Below are 17,116 nucleotides of genomic sequence, written 5' to 3'. Positions count from 1 at the left end.
GGCGCGGGAGCTCCGCGCCGTCCACGAACCTGGGGAGCACGATGACGCCGGACGAGTACCTGGAGCGCCTGCGGGAGCTCACCACCGGTTTCGCGCGGGTGGCGAGCACCGGGGACCACACCGCGCCCGTGCCGTGCTGCGGTGATTGGCGCCTGCGTGACCTGGTCGTCCACCTCGGCAACGTCCACCGCTGGGCGGCCGGGATCGTGCGTACCGGCGAGCTCGCCCCGCAGAGCTTCGAGGACGAACCCGGTGCGGACCTCGCCGCCTGGTACCGCGAAAGCGCCGAAGACCTCATCGGGGCGCTGCGCGAGTCCTCCCCGGAAGACGGCGCCTGGAACTTCACCGCGGCCGCCAAGACCAAAGCCTTCTGGTTCCGCCGCCAGGTCCACGAGACCGCGGTGCACCTGCTCGACGCACACCGCGCGGCAGGGACCGGATACACCCTGGACCCGAACCTCGCCGCCGACGGCGTGGACGAGGTCCTCCTCGGCATGCTGCCGAAGGTGAAGCGCTGGCACACCCCGCCCGTGGTCACCGTTCCGTTGCTGCTGAAGACATCCGACACCGGACACGCCTGGTTGATCACACCGCCGGGTGAAGCCGACGTCCCCGGCTCGCGGCAGGCAGACCCCGCCGAAGCGGCGGGCGCCGTCGTCGAGGGGACCGCGGAAGCCCTGGACTTACTGCTGTGGCAACGGATCGAGCTCGACGGGGCGGGGCTCGAAATCACCGGTGACGCCGCGGCCGCGAAGACCTTCCTCGCCGGGCCGGTCACGCCCTGACCTTCGCGCCCTACGCCGTTCGGTTCACGTTCACCTCGGGGTCTTCTCCTGGCGGCTCGCGTCCGCTGTGCTGAGCGATGCTGCCTATCACTCGATCGTGGGGTAATTCGTGAGAAATTCACGCCTATTGCTGCTCGCTGCCCTGCTGCCCGGATTGTTCGTCGCCGCACCGGCGCACGCCGATCCCTTGGCCGCTCCGCTCGGCCCGGCGCCCGTCGAAGCCGCCCCAGCGGCCTCTTCGGCGAAGGAGGGCCCGTCCGCGTACGCCGTGGCCGCGCCCGACGACGGGCTCGTCACCACCAGCGCGACTTCCCGCGTGGCCCCGGGGCTGAGCCTCACCGAGTTCGACCGCTACGACCCGGCGGGCTGGATCCGCGGCGACACCCTCGCCGTCGATCTCACCAGCAAGACGCTCAAGCCGACCTACCTCAGCCCCGGCACGGTGTCCGCGCGGACGCCGCTTTCGCAGCAGGTCGCCAGGGCCGGTGCTGTCGCCGGGGTGAACGGGGACTTCTTCGACATCAACGCTTCCGGCGCGCCGATCGGCGTCGGCGTCGACGCCGGGAAACTCCAGACGGCGCCCGCGCGCGGCCACAACCTGACCGCGTCGATCACCGAAGAAGGCAAGGCACGGCTCGCGGAGGTGTTCCTCGAAGCGTCGGTGACCCTGCCCGACGGCAAGGTCGTGCCCGCCTCGAACTTCAACAGCCCCGTGCTGAGCGGCGACGCGATCGGTGTCTACACGCCGTTGTGGGGCGCCTCCTCGCGGCGGACCTCGGTCGCGGGCGCCCAGCGCGTCGTCGAGGTCGAGGTCTCCGACGGCGTCGTCACGCAGGTGCGGCCGCAGCCCGCCGACGGCCCGATCGCCGCGGGGGCGACGATCCTGCTCGCCCGTGACGGTGGCGTGGACTCGTTGTCCGGCTTGAAGCCCGGCGACAAGGTGGGCGTCGCGTACGCGCCGAAGAGTGACGGGGGCAAGCTGTCCGTCTCGGTCGGCGGGAACAAGGTGCTGCTGCGTGACGGCGCGGTCCAGCCGGTCGACAACGTCGCCATGCACCCCCGGACCGCGGTCGGGTTCTCCGCCGACGGCACGAAGATGTGGCTGGCCACGGTCGACGGCCGCCAGGCGGACAGCCGCGGCATGACCGAACTCGAACTCGCCCGGCACATGAAGTCGCTCGGCGCGGACGACGCCCTCAACCTCGACGGCGGTGGCTCCTCGACGATGCTCGCCCGCGAGCAGGGCGAGAAGTCTCCACTGGTACGCAATTCGCCGTCGGACGGCGGGGAACGCCTGGTGCCCAACGGGATCGGCGTCGCCACCGTGCCGGGAAGCGGGCGGCTGACCGGATTCGCGCCCGCTCCCGCGCAGGACACCACCGACGCGACCCGTGTGCTCTCCGGGCTGACGAGGAAGCTCGTCGCCGGGGGTCACGACGAGACCGGCGCCGCCGTCGACGCCCACGTCCAGTGGCTCAGCACGAATCCCTTCCGGGGCACCGTGACCGACGGCGTGTTCACCGCGCACGCCGACCGGCTCCGGCCCGACGCGCCCGCGAACGTCGACGTCCTGGCGAAACGTGGCGGCGTCATGGGCAAGACCACGCTGAACGTCCTCGGCTCGCCGGTCCGGCTGGGCACGAGCACCGAGCAGGTCGCGTTGTCCGGCGAAGGTGCGAAGAGCACGTTCAAGGTGTTCGGCTACGACGCCGACGGTTACGGCACGTGGATCGAGCCCGACGACGTCAAACTCGATTACGACCCCTCTGTGGTGAAGATCGAACCGTCCGGTGACGGGTTCGCCGTCACCGCGCTCAAGGCGTCGGGAGCTTCGGCGATCACCGCCACCGCGGGCGGGAAGGTGACGCATCTGGCGGCCTCCGTCGGCACGGAATCCCGTGTCGCGGCACCGCTGGACGGCCCGGCGGGCTGGAACGCCAGCGTCTTCCCTGCCGTCGTCGGCGCCGCGCTTTCCGAGGCACCCGGCCGCGACGGTGGTCGCGGTCTCGCGCTGGACTACCGGCTGAACGGGACCAACGCCACGCGAGCGGCGTACGTCAACTCGGCGCCGCCGATCGCGCTGCCGCCAGGCACCCAACGCGTCGGCCTGTGGGTCAACGGCGACGCGAAGGGCGCTTGGCTGCGGGCGGAACTCCGTGACGCCGCCAACGTCCCGTCCGTGGTGGACCTGTCGCTGAGCGTCGACTGGACGGGCTGGCGCTACGTCCGCGCGGCGATCCCGGCCGGGCTCCCCGACGGGCAGCGGCTGACGAAGTTCTACGCCGTCGAGAACGTTCCCGCCCAGCAGTACGAAGGGCGGCTGGTCTTCGACGACCTCACCTTCGAGGTCGCGCCCGCGGCCGCCGTCCCCGCCGACCCGGCGCCGCGTGACCCGGCGTTGATCACCGACGGCGCCGCGACCGGCGGCCTGCGGATCGCCGTGGTCAGCGACGCGCAGTTCACCGCCGACCAGCCGGACGGCTCGCTGGTCGCCCAGGCCCGGCGCGCGCTGCGCGAGGCGGTGGCGGCGAAACCGGATCTCGTGCTGATCAACGGCGACTTCGTCGACCGCGGTACGGCGGCCGATTTCGTGCTGGCTCGCTCGATCATCGACGAGGAACTCGTCGGCAAGGCGCCCTGGTACTACGTTCCGGGCAACCACGAGGCCGACGGCGGGCACGGGCTCGCGGAGTTCCAGGCGGCGTTCGGGGAGACCCATCGCGTCGCCGACATCGCCGGGATCCGGCTGGTGCTGATGGATTCCTCGCGCGGATCGCTGCGCGCGGGCGGGTTCGACCAGATCCGGATGCTGCGCGAGGCGCTGGACGGGGCGAAGACGGACCGGCGGATCCGCGGTGTCGTCGTCGCGATGCACCATCCGGTCAAGGACCCCAGCCTCGCCGGGAACTCGCAGCTGGCCGACCGCAAGGAAGCGGCCATGCTGACCGGCTGGCTGACCGCCTTCGAACGCGAGTCGGGCAAGCAGGCGGCCGCGATCGCCTCGCACGCGGGCGTTTTCAACCTTTCGAGGGTCGACGGCGTGCCGTACCTGGTGAACGGCAACTCCGGGAAGTCGCCCGCGGCGGCTCCGGGTGACGGCGGGTTCGTCGGCTGGACGATGGTGCGGTTCGAGCCGGGGGACAAGGCGCAGCCGGTGCGGTTCGAGACGCGGCCGAACGTCGACGCGCTGACACTGTCCGGGCCCGCGTCGCTGGCGCGCGGGGAGAAGGCGGACATCCGGGCGGTGGTGACGCAGGGAGCGCGTCAGGTCCCGGTTTCCTACCCGGTCAGCGCGGACTGGAAGGGCGGCTGGGGTACGCACGTCGCCGGCGGATTCCTGCCCGCGATGCCGTGGGACGTCGCGTCGTACGACCCGGCGAGCGGGGTGCTGACCGCGTTGCGGCCGGGGACGGCGAATCTCTCGGTGACCGCCAACGGGGTGACGAAGAGCCTCTCGGTCACCGTCCGCTGATGCAATGAACGGTCCTTTCCTTGCAAATTTCGCAAGGAAAGGACCGTTCCTAGCACGCGTCAGGCGGCTTCGTGCGCCTCTTCGACCGTGCCCGGCAGCGCCGGACCCCGCGGCGGGATCGCGTCGGCGGCGGCCGGATCCACCTTCCGCACCGAACCGTCGGCCGCGGCCCGCGCGATCGCGAGCATCGAAGCCTTGGCGTCCTGGATCTGCTGCTGTTCCCGCTCCGGGATGAGGCTCAGCTCGATCAGCACGCTGCCGTTGCCGAGCAGCCCGTACCCGTTGCGCGCGATGCCCTGATACGAACCGCCCGGATACTGCGAGACGTAGCCGCCGTTATCGTCGATCGACCGCTGCACCACGACCGCGATCTGCTTCGCGAAGTCCACATCGGACGGTTTCACGCCCGGATGCGTCGGCCACATCGTCGAAGCGGTGATCTCCTTGCCTTCTCCGTCCTGGTAGCGGCCCTGCATGTGGTAGTCGACCATGATGTCCGGCTTGAACTCCGCGTTCCGCCGCTGGATCAGGCCCGCCTCGGTGGCCGGGTTGTCCTTAGGCGCGACGGCCGGGTCGTGGTAGCGGTTGATGTCGTACCCCTTGCCCTTCTCCCCGTATTCGGGAGTGGCGTCCGGGTCGTAGTTGTAGCGCCAGTCGCGCTCGTGCCCGTCGGGGTTGGCGCGCACGACGATGTCGACGGTCACCTTCGCCAGCAGCTTCCGCGCCCACGCGCTGTTCCCGACGCCGACCTCGCGCAGGAACCCGAGCGCGGCGGGCGTGCCGAGCGGCTCGTCGCCGTGCTGCTGGGTGACGTACTGGATCCGGGTCTTGCCGTGGCCGACCCTGGCCGCCCACACCGGACGGCCCTCGTTGCTGCGGCCGATCTTGTCCACGCGGATCTTCCCGTGGCTGAGCGCCGCCAGCTTGTGCAGTTCGAAGGCGAGCTTGGCGGTGGACGGCCGCGGGTCCACAGTGGCCGCACGGGTCTCGGCCGCCTGCGCGGCGGGCGCCATCAGGAGCCCGGCGCTGACAAAAACGGACAACAGGGCGATTTTGGGCTTGAGACTCATGGTCGGTGAGTATCGACGAGCGGGCAACGGCCGACAAGGGCACGGATAAACCGGTCGAATTTTGTCGGTGGCAGGTCCTAGGGTGCCTACCGTGGGTGACTCGGAGCACGAACCGGCGATGGTGCAGGCGAAGGCGTTGGTCAAGCGTTTCGGCGATTTCGAGGCCGTACGCGGGATCGACGTCGAGGTCCGCCCGGGTGAGGCCTTCGGCTTCCTCGGGCCCAACGGCGCGGGCAAGTCCTCCACCATGCGCATGATCGCGAGCGTCTCCCCGCGCACCGACGGCGACCTGCGGGTCCTGGGCATGGATCCGGACGTCGAGGGGCCGAAGATCCGCGCCCGGCTCGGCGTGGTGCCGCAGCAGGACAACCTCGACACCGAGCTCACCGTCCGGCAGAACCTGCAGATCTACGGCCGCTACTTCGGGCTTTCCCGCTCGCACGTGCGGAGCAAGGCCGAGGAGCTGATGGAGTTCGCCCAGCTCACCGACCGGGCGAACGCGGAGGTCGATTCGCTCTCCGGCGGGATGAAGCGACGGCTGACCATCGCGCGGTCGCTGGTCAACGACCCGGAGCTGCTCCTGCTCGACGAGCCGACCACGGGGCTGGATCCGCAGGCCCGCCACCTGTTGTGGGACAGGCTGTTCCGGCTCAAGGCCGGCGGGACCACGCTGATCATCACCACGCATTACATGGACGAAGCCGAGCAGCTCTGCGACAGGCTGGTCGTGATGGACAACGGCCGGATCGCCGCCGAAGGCTCGCCCGCGGACCTGATCAGCCGGTACTCCACCCGCGAGGTCGTGGAGCTGCGCTTCCCGAACGGCGAGCAGGAGGCGGCCGCGAAGCGGATCGAAGGCCTGGCCGAACGCGTCGAGGTGCTGCCGGACCGCGTCCTGCTCTACACGATGACCGGTGAGGCCACCCTCGAGCAGGCGCACGCGCGCGGGCTGCGTCCGCTGTCGAGCCTGGTCCGCCGCAGTTCGCTGGAGGACGTCTTCCTCCGCCTCACCGGCCGGACGCTGGTGGACTGATGACCACAGCGCAGACGAAGGCATCGACGGGCCGCGTGGTCTCGCGCTGGGCGGGAGCCTGGCTGCGGGTCGAGGGCCATTGGATGTGGTACCGCCGATACTGGGTGTCCACTTTGTACTCGACGGGCCTGCAGCCGGTGCTGTTCCTGGCCGCGATGGGGCTCGGCTTCGGCTCGCAGGTGCAGGCGGGCGCGGCGACGGGCGGGTTCTCGTACCTGGAGTACGTCGCCCCGGCGCTGCTCGTGGCGGGCGGCGCGCAGCTGGCGGTGGGGGAGTCGAGCTACCCGGTGCTGTCGGGGTTCAAATGGCAGCAGGACTACATCGCCGTCACCGCCACCCCGATCACGCCGGGGCAGGTGCTCGGCAGCCAGATCATGTGGGTCAGCCTGCGGCTGACCCTGGCGGGCACGATCTACGCCGTCATCGCGGCACTCTTCGGTTCCTGGACGAGTTTCGGCGTGCTCGCCGTCATCCTGATCGGCACGCTCACCGGCATCGCCTGCGGCACCCCGGTGATGGCGCTGGCCGCGACCACCTACGACGAGGGCACCCGGTTCGGCCTGGTCTTCCGGTTCATCCTGATCCCGATGACCTTGTTCTCCGGCACGTTCTTCCCGATCAGCGAACTGCCGGCCCCGCTGATGTGGATCGCCTGGATCTCCCCGCTGTGGCACGGCAACGAGGCCGCCAGGGCGGTCAGCCTCGGCACCGTCGGCCCGCTCGCCACGCTGGGCCACCTCGCCTTCCTGGTCGTACTGGCCGGGGTGGGCTGGGCGTTGGCGCACAAGTACTTCTACCGACGGCTGGTGGTCTGAAATGGCGGTGCTCACCGATGCCCCGCGCCGCGGGGTGCTGCTGCGCATCCTGCCGTCCGCGCTGTACAGCGGCCGGTCGACGGCGGTGCTGGAGCGCACCTTCCTGACGTACTCGCACGCCTGGATGCTGTTCGTGTCCGGCGTCTTCGAGCCGCTGTTCTACCTGATGGCCTTCCAGCTCGGCTTCGGCAAGCTCGTCGGCGAGGTCGTCGGGCCCGGCGGCCAGGCGATGAGTTACGTCGCGTTCGTCGCGCCCGGCCTGCTCGCGGCGTCGGCGATGAACGGCGCGATCCTCGACTCGACGTACAACCTGTTCTTCAAGCTGAAGTACGCCAAGCTGTACGACGCCATGCTCGCCACCCCGATCGGGCCGCTGGACATCGCGCTCGGCGAGGTCGGCTGGTCGGTGCTGCGCGGCGGGATCTACTCGGCGACCTTCCTCGGCGTGATGACCGTGATGGGGCTGCCCGGATCGTGGTGGGCCCTGCTGATGATCCCGGCGGCGCTGCTGATCGCGATGGCGTTCTCGGCCATCGGCATCGTGCTGGTGACCTTCCTGCGGTCGGTGTCGCAGTTCGACTACATCAACCTCGTGCTGATGCCGCTGTTCCTGTTCTCCACGACGTTCTACCCGCTTTCGGTGTACCCGGCGGGGATCCAGTGGATCGTGCAGATCTTCCCGCTGTACCACGGCATCGAGCTGATGCGCGGGCTCTCGGTGGGCGTCCTGTCGTGGGGCATGGTCGGCAACGTGGCGTACCTGGTGGCGCTGGCGGCGGTCGGGATCTACGCGTCCTCGAAGCGGTTCGGCAAGCTCCTGCTGCGCTGACCGGTCACCGGGCCGGGTTCGCGCTCGTCCGCCGGGGCGCCACGGCGGCCAGCGCGTCGACCATGCCGTGCCCGTAGAAGCCGTTGAACCCCGCGTACCCGGTGCAGTACGCGTCCTGCGAGCCGTCACCGGTCAGGTCGTAGTCGGCGGGACACGCGATCGGGGTGGCCTGGGCGTCCAGCGTCCGCCGCAGCTGGCGGGCGCTGTAGCCGGGATGCTTCGAAGCGAGCAACGCGGCGACACCGGCGACGTGCGGCGCCGCCATCGACGTCCCACACAGGGGCGCGTACCCGCCGGGAACGGTCGAAAGCACGCACTGCCCGGCCTCGCCACCCGGAGCGGTCACATCGATCACGCCGAGCCCGTACGAGCTGTAGCCGGCCTTGACCCGCTCTTCGCTCACGGACGACACCGCGACGACGTCCCGCAGACCGGCGGGCAGCGCCTGACAGCCTTCGGCCTGGCGCCGCGCACCCGAGCGCGGTGACGGCACCAGCTCGGCGGCTTCGTTGGTCGCCGCCGCGATGTTGAGGGTGCCCGCCGAGGTCGCGTACTCGACGGCGCGGGCCATGACCTCGTTCACGACGCCCCGCTCGTCGGCGTGGGCGCACGAGAGCGACCACGGATCGACGAAGTAGCTGCTGTTCGTCACCGCCATGCCCTGTGAAACGGCCCACATCAGCCCGCAGACGGCGGCTTCGGGGTCGGCGTACCCGCGATCGTCGATCACCTTCACCGAGGCGATCCGCACCCCGGGCGCCACCCCGGTGACCCCTTTGCCGTCGTCGGCGGCGGCGATGACGCCCGCGACGTGCGTGCCGTGCACCGAGGTCGTCGCGGCCCAGTTCCGGTCGGGCGCGCCGGTCAGACAGCCCGCGGACTTGCCCGGATCGAGGGCGTTCGCCAGGTCGGGGTGGGTGGGGTCGATGCCGGAGTCGAGGACGCCGACGACGACGTCCGGGCTGCCCGGTTCGATCGCGTGGGCCTTGTCGGCGCCGATCGCGCGCATGTCCCACTGCTCGCCGGTGCGGTCGGCGGAAGGCACCTTCGCCGGATCCGTCGGTTCGAGTCCGGCGCGGGCCGGCGCGGACCTGGCCGGCGACGTGCCGTTGGCCCGCTGCACGGCCAGCCGTTCGGCCTGCGCGCTGAACGCGGCGGCGGGCCGGACCAGTCCGGCGAAGTCCGGGTCGGCCGAGGTGGCCACGGCCACGGCGATCTGCGGGTAGTAGACGGTCGTGCTGCCGCAGCCATCGGCGACGGCCGCCCTGGCCTCGGCCTCGGGCGTGCCCTTGTCGAAGGCGACGACGTAACGGAGGGCCCGTCCCTGGGGATGACACGAGGGCTCGGCCTCGGCCGTCGCGACAGCGGCGACCGAACCGCAGAGCACCACGAAGGCGCATACGGCCGCTCGCAGGGACCGCCCCAGCAGGGACACCGGACCTCCCACCGGAGAACATCGGACAACGAGGGCACCGCGGCCTACGCTTCGGTACCCCCGAGCGGCACGCTAGCCACCCTCGGCCGGGTCGACAAGCTCTCCCGCGAAGTTCGCTCGGCCGGTGGCCGCGGCGCGCCCGGGAGCCAGCCCTGTGGCACCGAGTACACCGGAGTGGGGCCGGGGTGTGGGATACTCGCGGTGGCCGCTGGCCGACGGGCACACGTGAGAGGTGGCGCTCGCGGTCTCGTGGCCCGGTGGTGTGCTGCACATCCTCCACACGCGTCGCCGCTGTATGCGGCTCGACGACGTGGCGGGCGGCCCGATGTCGCGAACGTGGCCAGCGCTCCGCCGAGCAGACCTTCAGCCGTACGCGGCGCCCGGACAACCCCGGCGCCGTCGCGGTCCGGGCAAGGATTCCCGCTGCTGGTGACCACCACGGCGGAACGAACAGAAAGGGGCCCCTGCGCGGCCGCGTCGAGCCGGTGTGAGCCAGCCGACGCGCCCGGGGGCGGAGGAGATATATGTCGAACGCGGACACACCCGCCGTCACCGGCGGGAATACCGCCACACCCATCGCAGGCCAGCTGGGCGAACTGCCTCCCCGTATCCGGGTGCACGCGCTGGCGAAGCTGCTGGGATCCAACAGCCGTGAACTGATGGCCAAGCTCGGTGAGCTCGGCGAGACCGTACGCAGCGCGCAGTCCAGCGTCACCCGCGAAGTGGCACTCAAGCTCGCCGAAGCCCTCGCCGGCGGAGACGAGCCCGAGACCGCCGAGGAGCCGGTCGCCGAGACCCCCGCGGCTCCCGAGGTCGAGGCCGAAGCCAAGCCTGAGGTCAAGGCCGAGCCGGAGCCCGCCGCCCCGCAGGTGGAGGCCCCTTCGCGGCGTGTTCCGCCCGCGCTGGCCGCCCCGGTGACCCCGGAGCCGCCGCAGCCGACGACCAGGCCGTCGAAGGTCGCCGCGCACCTCCCGGTGTTCGCCGCGCCGTCGCCGGTGTTCCTGCCGCCGGAGCCCGTCGCGGCGAAGCCCGCCCGCAAGCCGGAGCCCGCCTTCGCCCCGTCCGAGGAGCCGGCTTCCGACGAGGACGAGACGCAGGCGGAGCAGGCCGAAGGCCAGGGCACCGACGAGGACGGTGACGACGCCAACGGCCGTCGCCGCCGCCGTCGCGGACGCCGTGGCCGTGGCCGCGGCAAGGGCGGCGACGAGAGCTCGGCCGAATCCGAGAACGAGGACGAGCAGCCTTCCGAGACCCCGCGCGGTCGTCAGCAGCGCGCGAAGGACAAGGACGCCGAGACCGAAGAGGCCGGCGCCGAGAGCACCGAAGAGGCGTCCGCCGAGGCCGAGTCGGACAACGACGGCGAATCGGACAGCGGCAGCAAGCGTCGCCGTCGCCGCCGCCGTCGCAAGGGCGGGGACGACGACACCGCCGAGGCCACCAGCGACGACCCGCCCAACACGGTCGTCCACGTGCGCCAGGCCAAGGCCGCCGAGACCGAGCGCCCCGCGCGGGACGAGGTCCGCAGCGTGCGCGGCTCGACCCGGCTCGAAGCCAAGCGCCAGCGCCGCCGGGACGGTCGCGAGGCGGGCCGTCGTCGCGCGCCGATCCTGTCCGAGGCCGAGTTCCTCGCCCGCCGCGAGTCGGTCGAGCGCACCATGGTCGTCGCCGAGAAGGGCGAGTCCACCCAGATCGGCGTGCTCGAGGACGGCGTCCTCTGCGAGCACTTCGTGACGTCGTCGGGCACCGGCTCGATCGTCGGCAACGTGTACCTCGGCCGCGTGCAGAACGTGCTGCCGTCGATGGAGGCCGCCTTCATCGACATCGGCCGCGGCCGCAACGCCGTGCTCTACGCCGGCGAGGTCGACTGGGACGCCGCCGGTCTCGAGGGCAAGGCCCGCAAGATCGAGCAGGCGCTCTCCACCGGCGATTCCGTGCTGGTCCAGGTCACCAAGGACCCGGTCGGGCACAAGGGCGCCAGGTTGACCACGCAGATCTCGCTGCCGGGCCGCTTCCTGGTCTACGTGCCAGCGGGCGGCGCCACCGGTATCTCCCGGAAACTCCCGGAGAACGAGCGGCGCCGCCTGAAGGACATCCTCAAGCGCATCGTCCCCGAGGACGCCGGTGTGATCATCCGCACCGCGTCCGAAGGCATCAGCGAGGAGGAGCTGGACCGCGACGTCCGCCGCCTCAAGGCGCAGTGGGACGTCATCAAGGAGAAGGCCGAAGCCGGCAACGGCGGCAAGAAGAACAGCGCCCCGGTCATGCTCTACGAAGAGCCGGACCTGCTGGTCAAGGTCGTCCGCGACCTGTTCACCGAGGACTTCGCGAAGCTGGAGATCCAGGGCGACAAGGCCTGGGACACCATCTACAACTACGTGCAGCACGTGGCGCCGGACCTGGCGGATCGCGTCAAGCGGTACACCGGAACCGGTTCGGCGTTCGCCGACCACCGGATCGACGAGCAGATCACCAAGGCGCTGGACCGCAAGGTCTGGTTGCCCTCGGGCGGTTACCTCGTCATCGACCGCACCGAAGCGATGACGGTCATCGACGTCAACACCGGCAAGTTCACCGGATCGGGTGGCAACCTCGAGGAGACGGTGACCAGGAACAACCTGGAGTCGGCGGAGGAGATCGTCCGCCAGCTCCGGCTCCGGGACATCGGCGGCATCATCGTCATCGACTTCATCGACATGGTGCTCGAGTCCAACCGTGAGCTCGTGCTGCGACGGCTGACCGAATGCCTCGGCCGCGACCGCACGCGCCATCAGGTCGCCGAGGTCACCTCGCTCGGCCTGGTGCAGATGACCCGCAAGAAGATCGGCACCGGGCTGCTCGAGGCGTTCTCGACGCCGTGCGAGCACTGCAAGGGCCGCGGTGTGGTCGTCTCGACCGAGCCGCAGCGCACCGGTGGCGGCGGCAACGGGCACAACCACGGCGGTGGCGGTGGTGGCGGCAACAAGGAGCAGGGCTCCCGCCGGTCCCGTGGCCGGGGCAAGGGCGAGGACCAGGGGCAGAACGAGCCCGCCGCGCCCAAGGCCGAAACGCCTCCGCCCGCCCAGCGCGAGTCGGTGGTTTCGGCGGTCCAGGCCGTGGCCAACGCCACGAAGGCGGCCAAGGGCGAGCACCCGCACGAGGTCGCCGAGAACGTCGAGGGCGCCGCGCTGAACGGGCACGCCCCGCAGTCGGCCGAGCCGGTTTCGGAGCCTGTCGCCGAAGCGACCGTCGAACAGGCGGCCGAGGCGGCCGCTGAGCCGGTCTCCGAGCCGGTCGCCGAGGCACCCGCGACGGAACTCGCCGGTGAACCGGTGACGACTCCGGACGACGAGGCTCCGGCCGTGCGCGAGGAAGAGATCGCCGTCGTCGCGGAATCGGGCCCGGAGCCCGAAGCGCCCGAGGTGCCGGTGACTCCTGAGACTGTTGTGACAGAAGAGGTTTCCGAGCCCGAGGCTCCTTCCGTTCAGGAAGAGACCGAGCCCGAGGTGGACGTCCCGGCCCCGGCCGTGCGCTCCACCACCCGCCGTCGTCCGCGACGGGCGGCCTCGCGGCCGGCCGGTCCGCCGGTCAAGGCGTCGGAAAAGAGCTAGTGAACACCTAGGGGCACCCCGGTGTGATCGCACCGGGGAGCCCCACGTAACCTGTAGAACGGCCCGCCACCTAGAGCGGGCACCTTGCGCAGCATCCGGACCACCGAAACTTGGGTGGGCCGATCACGCAAGCCCCCACCCGTTGTCGAGTAAGCAGGAGACTTCCGTGTCGGCGTACGCGATCGTCAAGACTGGCGGCAAGCAGTACAAGGTGGCCGTCGGCGACGTCGTCGAGGTCGAGAAGCTCGAAGGCGAGCCGGGTACCGAGCACACCTTCCCCGCAGTCCTTTTCGTGGACGGTGGCGACGTCACCACGGACGCCGACGCGCTGGCGAAGGTCTCGGTCACCGGCAAGGTCGTCGAGCAGACCAAGGGTCCGAAGATCCGGATCCACAAGTTCAAGAACAAGACCGGCTACCACAAGCGCCAGGGTCACCGGCAGAAGCTGACCCGCGTCGAGGTCACCGGCATCTCCAAGTAGGACTTTCTCCGGATCTTCGTCAGAAAGAGGATTGAGCCATGGCTCACAAGAAGGGTGCGTCCAGCTCCCGCAACGGTCGCGATTCGAACGCGCAGCGGCTGGGCGTCAAGCGCTACGGCGGCCAGGAAGTCAACGCGGGCGAGATCCTGATCCGCCAGCGTGGCACCAAGTTCCACCCCGGCGTGAACGTCGGCCGTGGCGGCGACGACACGCTGTTCGCGCTGGCCGCCGGTGCGGTCCAGTTCGGCGAGAAGCGTGGCCGCAAGACGGTCAACATCGTGCCGACCGAAGCCTGAGTTCCGGCTTCGAGTTAGAACCTCGGACGAGGGGTGGGGCCGGAATATCCGGGCCCACCCCTCGTTTGTTTTGTGTATCCCCTTTTCTTTCGCGAGTGAATAGAGGCAAGTCATGGCGTCCCGGTTCGTGGACCGAGCGGTGATCCACCTGGCCGCCGGCGACGGTGGGAACGGCTGCGCCTCGGTGCACCGCGAGAAGTTCAAGCCCCTCGGCGGCCCGGACGGCGGCAACGGCGGCAACGGCGGCGACGTGCTGCTGGTCGTCGACCCGAACGTCCACACGCTGCTCGACTTCCACTTCCGCCCGCACGCCCGCGCCGGCAACGGCAAGCTGGGCCAGGGCGGCAACCGCGCCGGTGCGGCGGGGGAGACGCTGGAGATGCGCGTCCCGTCCGGCACCGTCGTGATGACCGAGGACGGCGAGATCCTGGCCGACCTGGTCGGGCCGGGCACCACCTTCGTCGCCGCCCAGGGCGGCCGTGGCGGCCTCGGCAACGCGGCGCTGGCCTCCAAGGCCCGCCGGGCGCCCGGGTTCGCGCTGCTGGGCGAGCCGGGGGAGACCCGCGACCTCGTCCTGGAGCTGCGTTCGGTCGCCGACGTCGGGCTGCTGGGCTTCCCGTCCGCGGGCAAGTCGTCGCTGATCTCGGTGCTGTCCGCGGCCAAGCCGAAGATCGCCGACTACCCGTTCACCACCCTGGTGCCGAACCTGGGCGTGATCACCGCCGGATCGACCGTCTTCACCATGGCCGACGTGCCGGGACTGATCCCCGGCGCGAGCGAGGGCAAGGGCCTCGGCCTCGACTTCCTCCGCCACATCGAACGCTGCGCCGTGCTGGTGCACGTCGTGGACTGCGCCACCTTCGAGCCCGGTCGTGACCCGCTGTCCGACATCGACGCCCTCGAAGAGGAGCTGGCCCGTTACACCCCGAGCCTCGGCGGCGACCTCGCCGACCGGCCGCGTGTGGTGGTGCTGAACAAGATCGACATCCCGGACGCCGCCGAGCTCGCCGAGTTCGTGCGCCCGGAACTGGAAGCCCGCGGGCTCAGCGTGTTCGAGATCTCGACGGCGTCGCGGCAAGGCCTGAAGGAACTGACCTACGCGCTCGCCGCCGTCGTCGAGAAGTACCGCGCCGAACAGCCCGCCCCCGAGCCCGCGAAGGTCGTGCTCCGGCCGATGGCCGTCGACGACGCGGGCTTCACCGTCGAACTCGACCCGGAGGAGGAAGGCGCGTTCATCATCCGCGGCTCCCGTCCGGAGCGGTGGATCCGGCAGACCAACTTCGGCAACGACGAAGCCGTGGGTTACCTCGCGGACCGGCTCAACCGGCTGGGTGTCGAGGAAGTACTGGCACGCAAGGGCGCCGTACCCGGTAGCCCCGTCACCATCGGCGACGTCCAGTTCGAATGGGAGCCGTCGACCCCGGCCGGGGTCGCGGTGCACCTGTCGGGCCGGGGCACGGACGTGCGGCTGGAGAACACCAACCGCGTCGGTGCCGCCGAGCGCAAGGAAGCCCGCCGGATCCGTCGTGACGGACCGGACGGCGTCGAAGACGAAGACGAGATGGACGACGAGTGAGCTCAACCCGGGTGGCGATCGCCGACGCGAAGCGTGTGGTCGTCAAGGTCGGTTCCTCCGCACTGACCACCGCCGGCGACGGTCTCGACGTGGCCAGGCTGGACGCGTTGGTGGACGCGATCGCAGACCGGGTCTCGCGTGGCACGCAGATCGTGCTGGTGTCCTCGGGCGCGATCGGTGCGGGGCTCGCGCCGCTCTCGCTCGGCAAACGGCCGCGTGATCTCGCCACCCAGCAGGCCGCGGCCAGTGTCGGGCAGCTCGCGCTGGCCCACGCCTATGCCGAGTCGTTCGGCCGCTTTTCGTTGACAGTGGGCCAGGTTCTGCTGACGTCGGACGACGTCGTGCGCCGTGCGCACTACCGCAACGCGCAGAACACGTTCACCCGGCTGCTGGCCCTCGGCGCCGTTCCCGTGGTCAACGAGAACGACACCGTGGCCACCGAAGAGATCCGCTTCGGCGACAACGACCGGCTGGCCGCGCTGGTGGCGCACCTGATCGGCGCCGATGCGCTCGTCCTCCTGTCCGATGTGGACGGTCTGTACGACGGGGATCCCCGTGACGGCGCGACCCGCAAGATCGCCGAGGTCGCCGGGGAGTCCGATGTGGACGGAATCACCGTCGGCATGTCGAGCTCCGGGCTCGGCACCGGCGGCATGGTGTCGAAGCTCGCCGCCGCCCGCACCGCCGCCGGCGCCGGGATCCCGGTCCTGCTCGCCGCCGCTTCCGAGGCCGCGCGTGCCCTGACCACCGCCGAGGTCGGCACGGCGTTCGCCGCCGCGGATTCCCGGCTGTCGGCCCGCCGGTTCTGGCTGGGCTACGCCGCGGGCGCGTCCGGGAAACTGCATCTCGACGACGGCGCGGTCGCGGCCGTCGTCCGCCGCCGTCGCTCCCTGCTGGCCGCCGGGATCACCGGCGTCGACGGCGATTTCCAGGCGGGCGACGTCGTCGATCTCGTCGATCTCCGGCAGCGGACCGTGGCACGCGGTGTGGTGGCCTTCGACGCGGGCGAACTGCCCGACCTCATCGGCCGCTCCAGTCACGACCTCCCCGCGGAACAGCGACGCGAGGTCGTCCACGCGGACGATCTCGTTCCCCTGCGCCGCTAAAGCTCCTGCTCGCCGAGATGGCCGACGAGGCGAGCCAGCTGTTCGCCGTAAGCCTCTGCGAACCCGGCCGAGCCCGGGTCTTGGCCCGTCACGGCCCGGACGATCCGAGGTAGGGTCAGCGCGGCGCTGGACGCGGCCATGAAGATCACCAGCAGGAACGCCGGGTCGAGATCGGCGGGGAAATCGCCCGCGGCCTGACGGGCCCGCACGTACTCCACCTGCCGCTGGAGGAATTCGCGCTGCCCCTCGACGCCGATCGCGTCGGGGGCGCCATCGGTCAGGTTCTCCCAGAGGAACAGCTTGGCGAGGTCGTGGTCCCGGACTCCCGACTGGGCGAAGAACCGGACGACCTCCGCGAACGGTTTCCCGTGGTCGGCGACCGTGACGTAGTCGTCGTACATCGTCGCGGTCAGCGCGTTGTACAACCCTTCCTTGCCGCCGAAGTAGTACGAAATCAGCTGCTTGTTCACGCCCGCTTTCGCGGCGATCTCGCTGACGCGTGCCGCGGCGTAGCCCTTCGCGCCGAACTCGGCCTTCGCCGCCTCCAGGAGCTGCGCCTTCGTGCGCTCGGGATCGCGCTGGCGTTCGACGGGGGCACGGCGAGGGCTGCGCGGGGCGGCTTCGGACATGC

The 17,116-nt window shown here is 70.8% G+C and carries 13 protein-coding genes; 10 read left to right on the top strand and 3 right to left on the bottom strand.

The features are described 5' to 3' along the window. Together AVR91_RS25975 and AVR91_RS25970 are read left to right on the top strand one after the other, a co-directional pair. Positions 1-785 (top strand): maleylpyruvate isomerase family mycothiol-dependent enzyme (locus AVR91_RS25975; RefSeq protein WP_323807894.1); only part of this gene is annotated, 785 nt, incomplete at its 5' end. 127 nt (positions 786-912) lie between these two features. Further along, the gene (locus AVR91_RS25970) at positions 913-4,257 is read left to right on the top strand and encodes a phosphodiester glycosidase family protein (RefSeq protein WP_063272879.1); all 3,345 of its coding nucleotides are present in this window, start codon (positions 913-915) and stop codon (positions 4,255-4,257) included. Between the two features lie 59 nt (positions 4,258-4,316). Here the strand turns inward: AVR91_RS25970 and AVR91_RS25965 are convergent, their stop codons facing one another. After that, a complete protein-coding gene (locus AVR91_RS25965; RefSeq protein ID WP_394329968.1) occupies positions 4,317-5,300 on the bottom strand; it encodes a M14 family zinc carboxypeptidase in 984 nt (327 codons plus the stop codon). 145 nt (positions 5,301-5,445) lie between these two features. Here AVR91_RS25965 and AVR91_RS25960 point away from each other — a divergent pair, with 145 nt between their 5' ends. Genes AVR91_RS25960 through AVR91_RS25950 form a run of 3 tightly spaced genes read left to right on the top strand, consistent with a single transcriptional unit; the run spans position 5,446 to position 8,004 of the window. After that, on the top strand, positions 5,446-6,360 hold the full coding sequence (locus tag AVR91_RS25960) for an ABC transporter ATP-binding protein (RefSeq protein ID WP_046199923.1): 915 nt from the start codon (positions 5,446-5,448) through the stop codon (positions 6,358-6,360). After that, positions 6,360-7,175 carry an ABC transporter permease gene (locus AVR91_RS25955; RefSeq protein ID WP_063272877.1) on the top strand — a complete coding sequence of 272 codons (816 nt, stop codon included), beginning with the start codon at positions 6,360-6,362 and terminating at the stop codon, positions 7,173-7,175. Before AVR91_RS25960 ends, AVR91_RS25955 begins: the two co-directional genes overlap by 1 nt. A gap of 1 nt (position 7,176) precedes the next feature. Next, the gene (locus AVR91_RS25950; protein WP_063272876.1) at positions 7,177-8,004 is read left to right on the top strand and encodes an ABC transporter permease; all 828 of its coding nucleotides are present in this window, start codon (positions 7,177-7,179) and stop codon (positions 8,002-8,004) included. A gap of 4 nt (positions 8,005-8,008) precedes the next feature. Here AVR91_RS25950 and AVR91_RS25945 read toward each other — a convergent pair whose 3' ends face one another. Continuing rightward, complete coding sequence (locus tag AVR91_RS25945) at positions 8,009-9,439, bottom strand: S8 family peptidase (protein ID WP_063272875.1); 1,431 nt, start codon at positions 9,437-9,439, stop codon at positions 8,009-8,011. Positions 9,440-9,963: 524 nt separating this feature from the next. On the opposite strand from AVR91_RS25945, the gene AVR91_RS25940 reads away from it, so the two are divergent. The 5 genes from AVR91_RS25940 (at position 9,964) to proB (ending at position 16,485) form a co-directional block, all read left to right on the top strand. Beyond that, positions 9,964-13,026, top strand: coding sequence for a translation initiation factor IF-2 N-terminal domain-containing protein (locus AVR91_RS25940; RefSeq protein ID WP_063272874.1), 3,063 nt, complete (start codon positions 9,964-9,966; stop codon positions 13,024-13,026). A 166-nt stretch (positions 13,027-13,192) separates the two neighbouring features. Further along, entirely contained in the window at positions 13,193-13,507 is a 315-nt protein-coding gene (gene rplU, locus AVR91_RS25935; RefSeq protein ID WP_005158538.1) for a 50S ribosomal protein L21, read from the top strand. A 38-nt stretch (positions 13,508-13,545) separates the two neighbouring features. Next, positions 13,546-13,803: a 50S ribosomal protein L27 gene (rpmA, locus tag AVR91_RS25930; RefSeq protein WP_007034782.1), complete on the top strand. Its 258-nt coding sequence runs from the start codon at positions 13,546-13,548 to the stop codon at positions 13,801-13,803. Positions 13,804-13,915: 112 nt separating this feature from the next. Continuing rightward, positions 13,916-15,379: a GTPase ObgE gene (gene obgE / locus AVR91_RS25925; RefSeq protein WP_063272873.1), complete on the top strand. Its 1,464-nt coding sequence runs from the start codon at positions 13,916-13,918 to the stop codon at positions 15,377-15,379. Beyond that, positions 15,376-16,485 (top strand): glutamate 5-kinase, encoded by a 1,110-nt coding sequence (gene proB, locus AVR91_RS25920; protein WP_037342725.1) that lies wholly within the window; start codon positions 15,376-15,378, stop codon positions 16,483-16,485. Before obgE ends, proB begins: the two co-directional genes overlap by 4 nt. Here proB and AVR91_RS25915 read toward each other — a convergent pair. Continuing rightward, positions 16,482-17,114, bottom strand: a complete 633-nt coding sequence (locus tag AVR91_RS25915) for a TetR/AcrR family transcriptional regulator (protein ID WP_063272872.1) — start codon at positions 17,112-17,114, stop codon at positions 16,482-16,484. The two genes, proB and AVR91_RS25915, sit on opposite strands and share 4 nt — an antisense overlap. Positions 17,115-17,116 lie beyond the last annotated feature (2 nt).

It is taken from the genome of Amycolatopsis keratiniphila subsp. keratiniphila (assembly GCF_001620365.2).
Taxonomy (GTDB): Bacteria; Actinomycetota; Actinomycetes; order Mycobacteriales; family Pseudonocardiaceae; genus Amycolatopsis; species Amycolatopsis keratiniphila.
The sequence above is the reverse complement of the archived record's forward strand: the minus strand, read 5'-3'. Positions and strand labels throughout refer to the sequence as shown.